Annotated in this window: 12 protein-coding genes; 9 read left to right on the top strand and 3 right to left on the bottom strand. The window is 61.8% G+C overall.

The window, feature by feature from the left end:
• Positions 1–162 precede the first annotated feature (162 nt).
• From H8A92_RS00630 to H8A92_RS00590, 9 genes are all read left to right on the top strand, one after another.
• Entirely contained in the window at positions 163–963 is an 801-nt protein-coding gene (locus H8A92_RS00630; protein WP_229193905.1) for an SDR family oxidoreductase, read from the top strand.
• Between the two features lie 123 nt (positions 964–1,086).
• The gene (locus tag H8A92_RS00625) at positions 1,087–1,689 is read left to right on the top strand and encodes a helix-turn-helix transcriptional regulator (protein WP_229193904.1); all 603 of its coding nucleotides are present in this window, start codon (positions 1,087–1,089) and stop codon (positions 1,687–1,689) included.
• 150 nt (positions 1,690–1,839) lie between these two features.
• Positions 1,840–3,036: an efflux RND transporter periplasmic adaptor subunit gene (locus tag H8A92_RS00620; RefSeq protein WP_229193903.1), complete on the top strand. Its 1,197-nt coding sequence runs from the start codon at positions 1,840–1,842 to the stop codon at positions 3,034–3,036.
• Between the two features lie 11 nt (positions 3,037–3,047).
• Positions 3,048–3,299, top strand: coding sequence for a hypothetical protein (locus tag H8A92_RS00615; RefSeq protein WP_229193902.1), 252 nt, complete (start codon positions 3,048–3,050; stop codon positions 3,297–3,299).
• Between the two features lie 91 nt (positions 3,300–3,390).
• Positions 3,391–6,573 carry an efflux RND transporter permease subunit gene (locus H8A92_RS00610; RefSeq protein ID WP_229193901.1) on the top strand — a complete coding sequence of 1,061 codons (3,183 nt, stop codon included), beginning with the start codon at positions 3,391–3,393 and terminating at the stop codon, positions 6,571–6,573.
• 31 nt (positions 6,574–6,604) lie between these two features.
• On the top strand, positions 6,605–7,276 hold the full coding sequence (locus H8A92_RS00605) for an antibiotic biosynthesis monooxygenase family protein (RefSeq protein ID WP_229193900.1): 672 nt from the start codon (positions 6,605–6,607) through the stop codon (positions 7,274–7,276).
• Positions 7,277–7,346: 70 nt separating this feature from the next.
• Complete coding sequence (locus tag H8A92_RS00600; protein WP_229193899.1) at positions 7,347–8,549, top strand: MFS transporter; 1,203 nt, start codon at positions 7,347–7,349, stop codon at positions 8,547–8,549.
• Positions 8,550–8,767: 218 nt separating this feature from the next.
• Positions 8,768–8,911, top strand: a complete 144-nt coding sequence (locus H8A92_RS00595; protein ID WP_229193897.1) for a hypothetical protein — start codon at positions 8,768–8,770, stop codon at positions 8,909–8,911.
• A complete protein-coding gene (locus H8A92_RS00590; RefSeq protein ID WP_338026485.1) occupies positions 8,880–9,179 on the top strand; it encodes a PRC-barrel domain-containing protein in 300 nt (99 codons plus the stop codon). The genes H8A92_RS00595 and H8A92_RS00590 overlap by 32 nt, the downstream gene beginning before the upstream one ends.
• 972 nt (positions 9,180–10,151) lie before the next feature.
• On the opposite strand, the gene H8A92_RS00585 is transcribed toward H8A92_RS00590, so the two are convergent.
• Genes H8A92_RS00585 through H8A92_RS00575 form a run of 3 tightly spaced genes read right to left on the bottom strand, consistent with a single transcriptional unit; the run spans position 10,152 to position 15,165 of the window.
• Entirely contained in the window at positions 10,152–10,976 is an 825-nt protein-coding gene (locus tag H8A92_RS00585; RefSeq protein ID WP_229193895.1) for an ATP-binding cassette domain-containing protein, read from the bottom strand.
• Positions 10,973–13,036: an ABC transporter transmembrane domain-containing protein gene (locus tag H8A92_RS00580; protein ID WP_229193894.1), complete on the bottom strand. Its 2,064-nt coding sequence runs from the start codon at positions 13,034–13,036 to the stop codon at positions 10,973–10,975. The genes H8A92_RS00585 and H8A92_RS00580 overlap by 4 nt, the downstream gene beginning before the upstream one ends.
• Entirely contained in the window at positions 13,033–15,165 is a 2,133-nt protein-coding gene (locus H8A92_RS00575) for an NHLP family bacteriocin export ABC transporter peptidase/permease/ATPase subunit (RefSeq protein WP_229193893.1), read from the bottom strand. The genes H8A92_RS00580 and H8A92_RS00575 overlap by 4 nt, the downstream gene beginning before the upstream one ends.
• Positions 15,166–15,187 lie beyond the last annotated feature (22 nt).

The raw sequence follows: 15,187 nt of genomic DNA, 5'->3' as shown, positions 1-15,187 counted from the left end.
AGTTGATCCAAAGCCACCGCTCCCGCATCTGGTGCTACCGCATCATCGAAAGTCAAATTCGGATCGACAATCCAAGAACGCCGCCGGAACGGGGACGATATTGAGCGCCAAACCGACGCCGCCGCTCGCATGCGGCCGAGGACGGGGCGAGGAAGACGGTCGATGTCCGACACCATTCTCATCACCGGAGCAGAATCCGGCTTCGGGGAGGAGGTCGCGTTCGGCTTGGCCGAAGCCGGTCATGAGGTGATCGCTACGGCGCGTACGCAGGACGTCGCGGACGCGCTGCAGACGAAAGCCCGATTGCGGCGCATCACCCTCAGGTCCCACAAACTGAACCTCCGCAACGCTACCGACATAGACGCTCTCCTGCCGCTCGATTTCGGTATCCTCGTCAATAACATCGCTCGGGGCGAAGGCGGACCGATCTCGGAAATTCCCTTGGAGATCCTGCACAGCCTTTTCGAGACGAACGTATTCGGGCCGCTCGCCTTGATTCAGAAGGTCGTGCGGAAGTGGGTCGCCGCCGGTACGCGCGGCAAGATCGTCTTCGTTTCCTCGGTCGCGAGTCTCGAGTTTCCCCCGGTGGTCGCGCCTTATGCTTGCAGCGTGCATGCCTTGGAAGTGATCTCCCGCGCCCTTCATCACGAACTGAAGCCGTTCGGGATACAAATACAGACGATCAACCCGGGACCGGCCGTCACCAGATTCAACGAGGGAATGATCGCGAATGCCTTCAGTTGGTTCGACGACTCGAGAAACTTCACCAAGCATGCCTCGCTGCGAGTTGAAGCGGATGCCATCGCGGACGCCGAAGCTCTACCGGTCGATCCGGACGAGATGATCAGGCGAATGGTCGAGATCATTCCGGCGCGGACGGGACGCTACCGCAACGTCTATCCCGAAGAGATGCGAAAGCACGTCGAGATCAGCACGACCGAGGCCTTCGATCTCGAAATATGACGTTCGCCATCGGCACCGTCCTCGGCGCGATAACGACAAATAACGAGCGTTAACGCTCGAAAACTCGACTTGTGCCGGCAGAGTAGCATCTTGGGCCCGCAACCGTTATTCGAGAGGTTGGGGATGTCCGCCACGCTTGCCGCTATTCAATCCAGCGAACGGACGAAGCAAGCCGCTGCGGCCGTCCTTCTCGAAGAAGCCTTGAAGCTTCTGGACCGCGACCTGCCGGGAGCCCGGCAGCGGATCGAGGACGCCCGCAGGCTCGTCGACCATCCAAGGCAAAGCTGCGGCAAGAACGGTCATCTCGCCCATTGGCAGATTTTGCGCGCCCGGAAGTACATCGATGAGAACCTGCACGCGCGCATACGGATCGGGACCGTGGCCCGCATCGTCAACCTGAGTCCGAGCTACTTCTCGCGAGCCTTCAAGACGAGCGAAGGAGTGCCGTTTTCCGATTTCGTCCTGATGTCGAGAATCGGCTTGGCGAAGCAGCTTCTGGCCACGACGCACGGGTCCATCGCTCAGATCGCCCTGGAATGCGGCCTGGCCGACCAGTCCCACCTCACGCGCCTCTTCAACCGGTTTGTCGGCGTGCCGCCACGGGCCTGGCGATGCCGCAGCGTCGCGGACGCCGGCAGGCGAGCACACCGAGCCGGCGCCGACCCGGCGGACGGGATCAGGTGGCCGGACATCCGAAATCCTGCCCCGAACCTTCAAACGGGTTGAGAACCTCGCCCCAAAAAGAAAACGAACATGAAATCATAGGGTTGGCGTTGCGCCACATTTTTTCTGTCTATCGATAGATAGACGTTGACAGTGCTTGGCGCCTCAGCTACCTCTTATGCATCTACTGATAGATAGATAACGGAGATCGTCATGACGCAAGTCGCCGCCAGCCATTCATCCCGCAGGACCAGCATCAAAGTCTGGCTCACCACAGCCGCAGCACTAGGCATCTTCGGCGCCGGCGTCGTCTTCGGACCCGAATTTTTGGCTCCCTCGGCCAAGGCGACCGCGCCGGCCGCACCGACCGTGACCGTCAGCACGCCCGCTGAGCGCGACGTCGAGAAGCGGCTGCAGCTACTGGGCCAGTTCTCGGCGGTGCAGCAGGTCGAGCTCCGCCCTCAGGTGGGCGGCACGCTGACGCAGATCAGCTTCAAGGACGGCGACATCGTCCGCGAAGGCGACGTCCTGTTCGAGATCGACCCGACCCCCTATCAGATCAAGCTGGACGAGGCCAAGGCACGGGTCGAGACGGCTCGCGCTCAATTGGAATTGGCGATCCAGCAACTGGGCCGTGCCGATACATTGAAGCAGAGCGGCTTCGGAACGGTCGAGAATGCCGACCAGCGCCTGGCCCAAAAGCGCGCGGCGCAGGCCTCTCTCGACGATGCCCAGGCCGCGGTCCGCGACGCGCAGTTCGATCTGGATCATACCCGCGTGACGGCGCCGTTCACCGGCCGCATCGGCACACACCTCGTCTCGATCGGCAACCTGGTTGCCGGCAGCCGGGCCGCCACCAGCCCGACCACCCTGCTCGCGACGCTGGTTTCGGTCGACAACATCTATCTGAACTTCGACCTGAGCGAGTCGGACTACGCGACCTTCCAGCAGGCGCACCTGCAGCAGCAGGGACCCTTGGCCGACAAGGTCCAGGTTTCCATCAACGGCGGCCGTTTCGATCGCAACGGCACGCTGGACTTCATCGACAATGCGCTCGACCGCTCGAGCGGCACGATCCACGGACGCGCAACGATCAAGAACACCGATGGCCTGCTGACCCCCGGCGCCTTCGCAAGAGTTCGCATCGCGATCTCGAAGCCGGTCCCCACGCTCCTCGTTCCGGACGCGTCGGTTCTGCCGGATCAGTCAGAACACGTCGTCCTGACCGTCGGTGCGGACGGCACCGTCACGCCGAAGAAGGTCCAGCTCGGCGATCTGCGGGACGGTCTTCGCGTGATCACCTCCGGCCTAAAGTCATCCGACCGCGTCGTCGTCGCCGGCATTCCGATAGCCAAGCCCGGCGCGAAGGTGATCGCCGAAAACGCCTCGAAGCAGCTTGCTTCCGACTGAAGGGGACCGACATGAGCGTCTGCTTCGAAGAACCGACGATCGACGAGCTGCTCGGCGACGGCCTGACGCAAAGCCTGATGCAGGCGGACCGGGTGGACGTCGCTGCCCTCAGGGTCATGCTGCGCGAAGTAACCTCTTCTCGAAAGGCGGCATTCGCTGAGAGTGACCGGATCAAGGGGAGGGGCGACCCTTCCTGGATCCCGAAAGCGTGGGCCGCGGAGCGCTCTCATCGCTCCTGGGCCGTCGCGGCGAACCCGACATAGGTCGGGTCGCCGCGCCGTAGCTCCCGACTTCATTCATTCGTCGCTTCCGGCAGTCGACGTAACCTCATTCTGCTGACAAGGCTCAATCGCCATGAAACTCTCTCATTTCTTCATCGAGCATCCGAGGTTCGCCGCGGTCATCAGCATCTTCCTCACGATATTCGGTGCCGCCGCAGCTTTCCTGCTGCCCGTCGCGCAGTATCCCGATATCGTTCCCCCGACGATCCAGATCACCACGGTCTACCCCGGCGCATCGGCCGACGTGGTGGCCCGCACGGTGGCCACGCCGCTCGAACAGGCGATCAACGGCGTCGAGAACATGGACTACATAACGAGCCAATCGACAGGCAATGGCGCGCTCGCGATTTCCGTGGTCTTCAAGATCGGCTCAGACCCGAACACCGACCTTGTTCTCACGCAGAATCGCGTGCAAGACACGCTGTCGCGCCTGCCGCAGGAGGTCCAGGCGCAGGGCGTGCAGGTGAAGAAGACGATCGACGCGCTGCTGCTCGGCGTTCACGTCTATTCGCCGGACGGATCGCGCAGCCCCGAATACATGTCGAATTATATGCTCAAGATCCGGGACGAGATCGCTCGCCTCCCTGGCGTGTCCGATTTCCAGATCTTCGGCCAGCGCGACTACGCGATGCGGATCTGGATCGATCCGGACAAGGCCGCCGCCGACAACATCAGCGCAAACGAGATCCTCGCCGCGCTTCGTGCGCAGAACGCTCAGGTTTCCGCCGGCGTGCTCAACGCGCCGCCGATCACGACAACCGATGCGGCGTACCAGATCAACGTGCAGGCGCTCGGCCGCCTCACGACGCCGGAGCAATTCGGCAACATCATCGTCAAGTCCGACAGTCGGGGACGCGTCACCCGCATCCACGACATCGGCCGCGTCGAGCTCGGCTCGGCCGACTACGGCTCGATCGCCTACGCCGACAAGTATCCGTCGACGCCGTGGTTTCCCAAAGCCACGCCGGGTGCGAACGTCGTGCAGGTCGAGAACGCCATTTGGTCGAAGATGGCCGAGCTCAAGAAGAGCTTCCCGCCTGGTCTCGACTATATCCGCATCTACGACCCGACGACGTTCGTGAGCCAATCGATCGAGGAAGTCGTCAAGACCATCTTCATCGCGATCGCTCTCGTCGTCGGGGTCGTCTTCCTGTTCCTGCAGACATGGCGCGCGACGATCATTCCCGTGATCGCCATTCCCGTCTCCCTGGTCGGCTGTTTCACGGTCCTCGCCATCTTCGGCATCTCGATCAACAACCTCTCGATGTTCGGCCTGATCCTGGCGGTCGGCATCGTCGTCGACGACGCCATCGTCGTCGTCGAGAACGTCGAACGGAACATGGCGGCGGGCATGTCGCCGCGAGAGGCGGCCCACAAAACGATGGACGAGGTCTCGACCGCGCTGATCGCCATCGCGTTGACGCTGTGCGCGGTGTTCATCCCGTCGGCCTTCATCAGCGGCATCTCCGGCCTGTTCTTCACGCAGTTCGCAGCGACCATCGCGGCCTCGACCATCATTTCGGTCATCGTCTCGCTGACGTTGAGCCCGGCACTGTGCGCGGTGCTGCTGAAGCCGCACGCCACCCATGCAAAGCCGCGCGGCATCTTCCGCGTCTCGCAGGCCGCATTCGGACGCTTCAACGCCGGCTTCGAGTGGGCGTCGTCGAGTTACGGCCGGGTCACGGGACGCATCATCAGGGCCAGCGCGGTCGTCGGCGTCGTCTATCTCGGCCTGATCGGCTTGACCGGCTTCCAGATGTCCAGGATGCCCACCGGCTTCATCCCGAGCCAGGACATCGGATACCAGGCCGTCATCGTGTTCCTGCCGCCGGGATCGAGCCTGCAGCGGACCGATGCCGTCGTTCGCGAAGTAAACGACATCGTCCTGAAGGAAGTGCCGGGCCCGACCCATACCTCGCCCGTGGCCGGTCTCGATGTCACCACCGGCACGATCGCGCCGAACGTCGGCACCATCTTCTACGGCCTGCCGTCGCTTTACGGGCACCACATTCCGGGCGTCAACGCCGCAACGATGCTGCCGAAGGTCCGCGCGGCGCTGGCCGGGATCAAGGACGCGGTCGTCATCGTCGTGAATCCGCCGCCCGTCCAGGGTCTCGGCTCCGCCGGCGGTTTCAAGCTGATGGTCGAGGATCGCGGCGATCATACCCCGCAGGAACTCGCCGCAGCGACCAACACCCTGGTCGCGGCCGCCAACAAGGACCCGGCCTTCGCCGGCGTGTTCACGCTCTACAACGCCGGCGCGCCCTCGCTGTTCGCCGATATCGACCGCGAGAAGGCCGAAAAGGTCGGGCTTACGCCGACCGACGTTTTTTCGACGCTCCAGCTTTATCTCGGCTCTCAATACGTGAACGACTTCAACTATCTCAACCGCACTTATCAGGTGCTGGCCCAGGCGGACGAGGTGTTCCGCAAGACGCCGGAGGACATCGGTCGCCTGAAGGTCCGCAACGCGAGCAACGAGATGGTGCCGATAGGCTCGGTCGCCAACTTCCAGCACCAGACCGCGCCATATCGTCAGCCGCGCTACAACCTCTACCCGGCCGCCGACGTTCTCGGTACCGCAGCACCGGGCGTCGCGTCTGGCACCGCCGCGGCCCGGATGGAGGCTCTCGCCAAGGAGGTGCTGCCGGCGGGCTTCGCGATGGAGTGGACCGAGCTGTCGCACCAGCAGGAAAAGCAGGGCATCCCGACGATCGTCATCTTCGCCGCGTCGGCTCTCTTCGTCTTCCTGGTCTTGGCCGCTCAGTACGAAAGCTGGAAGATGCCGTTGGCCATCGTGCTGATCGTGCCGATGTGTCTGCTGGCGTCGGCGACGGGTCTCGCCTTCCGAGGCATGCCGATCGACATCCTCGCTCAGATCGGCTTCGTCGTCCTGGTGGGGCTTGCGGCGAAAAACGCGATCTTGATCGTGGAGTTCGCTAGGCAGCGGCAGGATCACGACGGAGATACGGCGGAACAGGCCGCCACGGAAGCAGCGCGCATCCGCCTCCGCCCGATCCTGATGACCTCGGCCGCATTCATCCTCGGTGTCTTCCCGCTCGCGGTCGCCACAGGGGCCGGATCCGAGATGCGCCAATCCATCGGGACCGCCGTGTTCGCCGGAATGATCGGCGTCACCATCTTCGGTCTGATGTTCACCCCGGCGTTCTATTCCTTCATCCGCAACTTCGGTTCCGGTGGTAAGTCGGAAGGAAAAGCAGAGGCTCCCGCGCACGATTCCGGCGAGCCGGTCTGACGATAGTGTCCCGCAGTCAAAGGAGTCGACGATGTTCTCGGTGATCTTCGAAGTTCATCCCAAGTCGGAAAAGTGGGACGGCTATCTCGGCATCGCCAAGATGCTGCGACCGGAATTGGAGCGGGTCGACGGTTTCGTCGAGAACGTCCGCTACAGGAGTCTCTCGCGGCCGGGCTGGCTCCTATCGCTTTCCGGATGGCGAGACGAGAAGTCGGTCGTTAGGTGGCGTACCGCGCAACGCCACCACGTGGCCCAGGAGCGCGGTCGCTCCGAAATCATGCTCGACTACCATCTTCGCGTCGGGCAGATCACGCACGACACGCAGGTGCCGGCCGGGCATTCAGTCGCCGAGCAGCGTCTGGACGAGACGGAGATAGGCGAGGGAACGACGGTCACGGTCGTCGATGCCAAGTGGTTGGAGGGATCCATCGAACCGTCCGACGGGCCCGCGGTCGCTCGCCACCTCGGTCTAGATCCCGGCGCGCCCGGCCTGGTGGCTTGGGAGGTCTTCGATGCCGTACTCACGCCGGGCGATGCCATTTTGATGATGGTGTGGAAGACCAAGAACGACGCAGCCGCTTTCGAGGTATCTGCCAAGCTTCCCCCAGGCGCCCGGCTGCGGCACGTCCGCGTCATACGGGACTACGGCATGTTCGATCGTCGCGAGGCGCCCCAATACTATCCGGAAGCGCACCGGCAGTGAGAGCCGCACGCCCGGCCGGAAGTCCAAGCTACTCCCCAAAGTCCGCGGTCAAAGAACTTCCGAACCCGTCATGAAATTCGAAATCTTCTACGGTTGGCGTGTCGTCGCCGCGTGCTTCGTCATCGCCTGCTTCTCCTGGGGGCTCGGTCTCTTCGGCTCGAGCGTCTATCTCCAGGCGGTGACAGCGGCGCGCGGTTGGTCGATCTCCGAAGTCTCCTCTGCCATCACGACGTTCCTTTTGATCAGTGCCGCGGGCCAGAGCGCATTGGGCCGCAGCATCGCTCGACACGATGCGCTTCTCCTCGGCACCGTCTGCATGTGTATCGGCGTCGCATGCATCGGCGTGGTCGGCCGACCCTGGCAACTCTATCCGTGTTTCGCGCTGCTTGGCATCGGGTGGGCGACCCTCTCGACGACTGGCATTTCGGCGACCGTAGCGCCTTGGTTCGAACGTCACCAGGGCCGCTCCATAACTCTTGCGATCATGGGCGCAAGCTTCGGCGCAATTCTTGGCGTGCCGGCATTGCTCTATACCGTCGATCGACTTGGCCTGCGCGAGGGTCTGCTCGCGGCAAGCGCCGTCGCTGTTCTCGTTCTCCTTCCACTCATCGGTGTCGTCCTTCGATACCGCGGTCCCGAGGATTTGGGCATAGCGAGGGACGGTGGGCTCCTCGGAGCAGGCGGCGCGCCCGAATTCACCAAGCACATCGCGACGCCTGAGAACCGTCGCCGCCTGCTCTGGAGCGCAACTGTCGCTTTCGCGCTGACGCTGCTCGCGCAGATCGGCTTCATCGCTCATCACGTCGCGTTGGCCGCGCAGTTTCTCGGCAATTTTGGTGCGGGCGTGCTGGTCAGCGCTACGGGTGCGGTCACGCTGTTCGGCCGACTGTATCTGGCGAAGATCGTCGACAGCGCGCCAGTCCGGCGCCTCGCTTGCCAAGCGATGGTCGCCCAATTGGCCGCTCTCCTCGCGATCGGGCTTTTTCCTTCAATCCCGACGGTGATCGTCGGGAGTTTGATCTACGGCTTTGCGATCGGACACGTCACGACGCTCAGCCCGATAGTCATCCGCCGCGAGTTCGGGGCCAAGGCCTTCGCTGAAGTCTACGGAACGGCCGCCACCTTCATCCAGTTCTCCTCGGCTTGCGGGCCCGCGTTCATCGGATATCTCCATGAGCGGCTCGGTGGTTATCCGCCAGTTCTCCTAATTTCGTCGGCAGTTACGGCTTTAGGCTGCGCATCACTCTATTTTGGTGCAGTCAGGGACAGGTGATCGCAACGGGCGCTCAAGACGAAGCTCGGCGCCAAAGCCACTCGGATCTCAGGGCCGTCGAGATCGACCTGCACTGACAAACCGGCTGACAACGTGTCAACTAACCTTCGGACGGACTCGACTTTCTTAGGCATCCTCGCTGCTGGCACGTTCCAATCGCGGAACGTTTGCCACTATGTCCCGTTGGGTGGGACCACCGGGAAAATGAGGAGTCGGATATGAAGAGAAAACTCGCAATCGGATGCTTGCTGGCTGCGACGACGGCGACCGGGGCCCTCGCTGCCACCACCGTGCTGACCGCGGCACCGACGGAAAGCTGGACGGTGACGAATTATTACAAGCAGGCCGTGTACGATCCATAAGGAGAGCAAGTTCGGCGACATCGACGACGTCCTCGTCGACAAATCGGGCAAGATCACGGGACTGGTCGTCGGGGTGGGAGGATTTCTTGGCGCGGGCGAGAAGGACGTCATCGTGCCATTCTCCGCCATTAAAATCGCCAAGAGCGCGACCGTGCTCTGGACGGCGGGCGTCAGCGCCTCTCCCGTCGTGAAAATGCTCGGGAGATCGATATGGTCGACAACGCGGGTAAGCGTCTCCGCAGTGTACGGCCGCGCGAAAGGGGTTTAGGCAGTTCACACTGCTGTTCCTGCTGCTGACTGGTTTGCTGGGAGCGGCCTTCCTCACCATCGATTCGGAAATGAAGCTGTCGCTATCGTCACCGGGCTCGCTATCTTTTATGCAGAACGGCTGGAGAAACCGCCTCAGGTTTGTCAAAGCGTGAACAAACCTGCGAGGGTGGAATTGGCTTTCTTGTAGCTCAAACAGTAGGGTTTGAATCCAGAAAGTCGAAAATGCCCGTTTTTCAAAGGGGATTGACTGACACTCTCTCCGCCGCACTCATGGAGCAGGAGGGAGTTGGCCGTCCTCTGTTTTGTTATTGGTGGGATGACCTGTCTTGATTGGATCTAATGGGACATCGGTTGCTGGAGATAGCTCAAACTTGCCCATGATGGATTGGACAGAGAGTTCAAGCTTTTCAGTTGGTTAGAGGGCGGTGTGTGCACGACGTGTGCACTCGGAGATCAAGAAAAATCTCGTTTAGAGAAACGTGCGCGGTCGGTCGAGTCGAGTCCGGGCACAGTCTCGGTGGCCGAGTGCTGGGGTGCAAGAGCGGTAGCGTGACCTCTTGGACACACCATCCGGACCTGGAAATTGGTCGTCGGAGTTGATGCGATAGGCGGACCAAACGAACGCCGCGCCTCCCTCAAGCCTTGCGCATGTCAACAAATCGACCGCGCGAACTTGGCGGTCTCTGAGGCGCAGGACGCCGTTCCATAGCATCGCATGCCGAGATGGCCGTGCTCGATTTGGCAAGGGCGGTGCGAGTTTCGCTAACCGTGCCGTTCGCAAGGCGCGTCGACTACCGGCCGTTCCTGCAATACTCTGCCGCGGTCTGGGTCATGACGTAGTTGAAGCGGTGGAAGATAGCCGACCGGCAGATCGGCTCACAGGGAGCGAACGAAAGAACAGCGAGGGGCTCGGCCGAAAGATAGGCCCGCAGGTCAGCATAGTAACGAGGCGAGATCGATCGACGCCCGGCTAGGCCACAAGCTGTCTCCGCGCGAACTCTGCGAATGGACCGGTTCCGCTCGTCAACTCGTCATAGCTCCCCGATTGTACGATCTTGCCACCGACCAGCATCACAATTCTATCCGCGTGGCGGATCGTGCTCAGCCGATGCGCAATGACAATCCGCGTGACGTTCAGCCGTTCCAGCGACGCGCCAACGATCGCCTGCGTCTGGTTGTCGAGAGCGCTCGTCGCTTCGTCAAAAAGCAGGATGCGTGGCGAACGCGCGAGCGCGCGGGCAATGAGGAGCCTCTGACGCTGTCCACCCGAGAGCGTATTGATGCCCTCGGCAACGAGCGTGTGCATACCCATCGGCATCTGCCGAATATCCGCGTCAAGCGCCGCCAGCCGCGCGGCCTCCCAGGCCTTTTCCAGCGTCAGATCGACGCCACCGCAAATATTTTCGTACAGACTGCCTGTTGCCAGTTTCGTGTCTTGCAGCACAACCCCAAGCTGGCGGCGCACGTCATTGGTCTCGATCGTGTTCAGCGCCTTGCCATCATAGAAGATCGTCCCGGCTTCCGGTCGTTCAAAGTCCAGCAGCAACCGCATCAGCGATGATTTTCCGCTCCCCGAAGGACCGACAATCGCTACATACTCCCCCCTCGAAACGCGCAGGGTGATATCGTCAAGGACGATCGGTCCACCCTCGATATAGCGGAAGGTGACGCCGGAGAACTCGATCTCGCCTGCGAGCTCGCCTGCCGGCCGCCGATCTTCTGCGATCTCGGCGGCAGTGGAAAGAATCGGCTTCAGCCGGGTGAGATGGGGGATGACCACCAGCGATTCGCTCATGCTCGAGGCAAAGTTGCCGATCGCTGCCGTGGTCTGGCCGAAAGCGGAGAGGAAGCCGAGAAAGGCGCCGAGATTGGCCAGGAGCTGACTGTTGGTGCGCGAGCGATCGCAAAAATGATCAAGGTGGCGAGAAGGGGAAAGGCCGTCTCGAACACTACCAGAACGTTAGCCGCTCGTTGCGAGGCGATGAAGTAGCTCTTCTGAACAGCAAATTGTCCCGACCATCGCGCAAGTGCGCGATTTGCGGCGTTCGCCACGCGGAGTTTGCCGACGCCGGTGATCAGCTGCAGCACAAATCCGCTGACCTTGCCTTGCAGATTGAAGTGCTTGCTTTCGTAGTAGATTCGCACGGCGCTGGCAGTGACGATCGCGGCCGCTCGGAACGCGATGAGCAGGAGCGCGATGCTGCCGAGCTTGAGGTCGTAGTAGAGCATGAGCCCAATACTGAAAATGCCGAACAGGGCCGATGTAAAGCCTCGCAAGGTCCGTCCGGTAACGATCTGGCGCGTTGCTTCAATGCCCATCGAACGGTCGACCAAATCTCCGGTCGTGTAGTCGCGAAACAGCGACGCCGGCAACCTGAGCAGACGGTCGATCAGAGAGGCCTGGAGCTTGTAGTCGAGGAGGCCTTCGAGCCTGAGCGTCACCAGTCCCTGCATTCCCTGCAGTCCCGCCATCGCGACCGCCGCGACGGAGAGCGCTGCCGCGCAAACGACGAGCTGGTCGATCTCCGTGCGGGGGATCACCGAATTGACCAGCAGATTGGTCAGTAGTGGCGGAATCAGCGACAGCACCCCGATGGCAATAATCGCGAGGACCATTCGGACCATGCTGCTGGAAAGGCCTCGGGTTGCGAAAGACAACAGATCGCGATAGCGAAGTGGTTGTGCGGGGAAGGTTTTGTAGAAGCTGACGGCTTCCGGTGCGAGACCGTTTGCAACCGAGCGGTTGACCGGTTTCAGCAGTCCCTGCTTCGGATCGATCGTCGTGTAGCGGCCGCGCCGGTCGCGGATCAGAGCGACCGGGTCGCTTTCGGGGCCATGCCACCCGAGCAGGGGGCCGGCATCGCAGTTCCACCAGCCATCGCGCAACCGTACGCGGCGAATTCGCAATCGCGATGCGCGCGCGATCTGCAGAACGTCGGCGAAGCTCTGGCCTGCGGGATGAGTTCGGCTCACGTGAGTGATGGAGCTTCCCAATGCGTCCGCAACGAGCCGACAACTGGCGAGCAGGGGATCGCTCGCATCCAGCTCGACCTGCGCGCGAACGGTTGGGGCGGTGACGACTTCGGACAGACGCTCAAGGGCGTCCAGCGTCCGCGCACGGGTCAGTTCGGCTCGCTGGGCGAGTTGCTGCCGTTGGGACGACCGTTCACGTCCAAGCGACTGGTCTAGACTGGCAGCAATCGCGACATGGAAGCGGTCCAGCGCCGGAAAGATCAGAGGTAATTCGGGCGCGGCCGGATCCGCCTTGATCGTGGAGCCATGCTCGCCGGCTTCCAGCCACACATCCGCTGTGAGCGGAATGGGGAGATCTCCGGCCTCGAACTCGAGGTCGAGATCCAATAGCTTTACGCTTCCCGCTTCGATGCGGGCCCACAGGATGCTCCGCTTCGGGCCGCGACAACGTTCGCCCGAATACAGTTCTTTCGTTTCGCCGCCGATCAATTCGAAAGCGTTGTCCGATCGGGCCGAGCCGACTGCGAGCGACAACCGGGCGATCCAGCCGGACATACGATCCACGGCGATCTCGCTTCGCGAGATTGTGATGATCTCGGCGTCAGGCCCCCCGATTGCAACGATCCGCAGCTCAATCGCTGACCGTTCACAGGCCGTGTGCAAGTCCAGTATGATTTCACCGATTTCACATCGAAGCAGGTGATGTCGGACGCCGTCCTTCTCCACGGCGAAGATATCGACGTGACCGGCACTCACCTCCAGGACCTCATTGCGTTCGTTGAGGAGAATGGGATGTCGCGGATCGATCGCCATGCGATGAGCGGCCGGAGGTGCAATCGGCCCTACAGTCGCAAACTCATCCTTGGCCAGAGGGTTGCTCATTCGCTTGCCACGAGCCTTGTGTAGGCGCCCTGGAGCGCGATAAGCTGTTCGTGAGTGCCGCGTTCTACAATCCGGCCATGCTCCAGCACGATGATTTCGTCGCAATCGCGCACCGTGCTTAGGCGGTGTGCGATAATAATGCAGGTGCAGCCTCGGCGTCGCAGGTTGTCATCAATGACCTTCTCCGTGATCGGATCGAGCGCGGCCATTGCTTCATCCAGCACAAGAATTGACGGATTGCAGACCAGCGCCCGCGCGATCTCGATACGTTGGCGTTGCCCTCCGCTGAAATTTCCTCCGCCTTCATTGATGTGGCAGTCGTAGTTTCCGGGACGCGTGGCCAGATCGTGATGGATCGAGGCATCCCGCGCCGCGGCAATCAAGTCGCGCTCATCCACGGTCGAATCCCACAGGGTCAGATTATCGCGCGCGGTCCCCTCGAACAGAAATATATCCTGGTCCACATAGGAAACGGAATTTGCGAACTCCTGGGGCGGAAGTTCCGCCAGCTTCCATCGATCGAAGAGAATTTCTCCCGCCCAGGGCTCATACAACCCGCAGATCAATTTGCCGAGCGTCGATTTTCCGCTGCCTGAGACGCCGACGAGCGCCACACGGAATCCTGCAGGGATCGTCAGCGACAAGTCCGCCAGCAGTGGCGGTTCGAGAACCGAATAGCCGAAGCTGATATTGCGAAGCTCGACCCTGCCGGCAAGCTTTGGTGGAACGCCATCGGTTGCCTTGCCGACTGAGGTGGGCCGGAGCGGGTACTTGCGAATATCCTCGAGCCGTTCAAGCGCTCCCTTGATGGTCTGCAGCCCGCCGAAATAGTTGACGAGATTCTCGAATGGTTCCGAGAAGTTCGCCGCGAGGGATTGGAATGCAACCAGGCTCCCGAGCGTCAGCGTGCCTTCGATGACCCTCAAGCCACCGAGGCCGAGGATCGCGGCGACCATCAAGCCGGAGAGCAGCGTCGGCACCATGTCCAAGATGATGGCCGATGCACCGAGCCTCTGTTCCGCGTTCAGATTGTTGGCTTGGAAGCCTGCCCATTTGCCGAACGTGTCGTCTTCCAGGCCGCTCGCCTTGATGGTTTCGATGGTGCGCACCAGACCCACCGTAGCGCCAAGGAGTTTGCCCTGTTCAACCGCGAGCCGGTAGCTGAGCTCCTGGCGTCGCATACCAACCAGGCGAAGCAGGACAACGTTCAGGAATGCGATTGCGACGCACAGCACCGTCAGGCCAACGTCATAGACCGCCATCGCAGCTGCGAACAGAAGCACCGACGTCAGGCTGAGCGCGTTCATCGTGATCCCGCCGGACAGGAGGCGCGCGACCTGCTCGTTCGAGGCGACGCGGCTGGCAACGTCGCCGGCATGGCGCTGGGTGAAGAATTCCAGCGGCAGTTCCATCACCCGCCAGAGGAAGCGGCTGGTCATGACAACAGAGAGCTTGGCTTGAAGCCGCAGCACCACAGACTGGCGAACCGCGACCAGGACAGCGCGGCAAGCCGCCGTCAATGCCATTCCGATCAGGAGCGGCATGAGCCAGCTGTTGCTGTGCTGGATCAGGATGTCGTCGACAAAAATCTTGGAAAAGCCTGCGGCAAGGATATTGGGAAAGACAAGCACGACACTCACGATCACCAGCAGGAGAACCGCGGCCCTCGAGTGACGCAACTCTCGGAGCAACAGCCTGATCCCGTTGGGCTTGCTACCGACCATCTTGAACTCTTCGCCGCGCTCGAAGACCAGCACCACCCCGGTGAAGGCAAGATCAAGCTCGGCCAGGCGGATGCGTCTGCGGCCGGTTGCAGGATCGTTGATATAGGCGTGTCCGCCCTTGATTCCCTCCAGGACCACAAAATGATTGAAGTTCCAGTGGATGATGCAGGGCGTCAGAAGCTCCGTCAGCGCGGACGGCTCGACACTATATCCTCTTGCAATAAGACCATAGCGCCGCGCCGCCCTGACAATATTGCTGGCTTTGCTTCCGTCGCGCGATACGCCGCAAGCGATGCGGAGCTGCTCCAGGGGAATCCAGGCGCCGTGATAGGCGAGAATGATCGCGAGCGCCGCGGCGCCGCATTCGACCGCCTCCATCTGCAGGACGACGGGGGTCCGCTTCACCGTTTTGCGCAGCAGTCCCGAC

Source organism: Bradyrhizobium acaciae, assembly GCF_020889785.1.
In the GTDB taxonomy this organism is placed as follows: Bacteria; Pseudomonadota; Alphaproteobacteria; order Rhizobiales; family Xanthobacteraceae; genus Bradyrhizobium; species Bradyrhizobium acaciae.
The sequence above is the reverse complement of the archived record's forward strand: the minus strand, read 5'-3'. Positions and strand labels throughout refer to the sequence as shown.

Bases quoted from the DNA above. Each gene is read 5' to 3' on its own strand.
- H8A92_RS00625 (WP_229193904.1), top strand. From the start codon at position 1,087: ATGTCCGCCACGCTTGCCGCTATTCAATCCAGCGAACGGACGAAGCAA.
- H8A92_RS00585 (WP_229193895.1), bottom strand. From the start codon at position 10,976: ATGAGCGAATCGCTGGTGGTCATCCCCCATCTCACCCGGCTGAAGCCG.
- H8A92_RS00605 (WP_229193900.1), top strand. From the start codon at position 6,605: ATGTTCTCGGTGATCTTCGAAGTTCATCCCAAGTCGGAAAAGTGGGAC.
- H8A92_RS00600 (WP_229193899.1), top strand. From the start codon at position 7,347: ATGAAATTCGAAATCTTCTACGGTTGGCGTGTCGTCGCCGCGTGCTTC.
- H8A92_RS00610 (WP_229193901.1), top strand. From the start codon at position 3,391: ATGAAACTCTCTCATTTCTTCATCGAGCATCCGAGGTTCGCCGCGGTC.
- H8A92_RS00620 (WP_229193903.1), top strand. From the start codon at position 1,840: ATGACGCAAGTCGCCGCCAGCCATTCATCCCGCAGGACCAGCATCAAA.
- H8A92_RS00595 (WP_229193897.1), top strand. From the start codon at position 8,768: ATGAAGAGAAAACTCGCAATCGGATGCTTGCTGGCTGCGACGACGGCG.
- H8A92_RS00615 (WP_229193902.1), top strand. From the start codon at position 3,048: ATGAGCGTCTGCTTCGAAGAACCGACGATCGACGAGCTGCTCGGCGAC.
- H8A92_RS00580 (WP_229193894.1), bottom strand. From the start codon at position 13,036: ATGAGCAACCCTCTGGCCAAGGATGAGTTTGCGACTGTAGGGCCGATT.
- H8A92_RS00630 (WP_229193905.1), top strand. From the start codon at position 163: ATGTCCGACACCATTCTCATCACCGGAGCAGAATCCGGCTTCGGGGAG.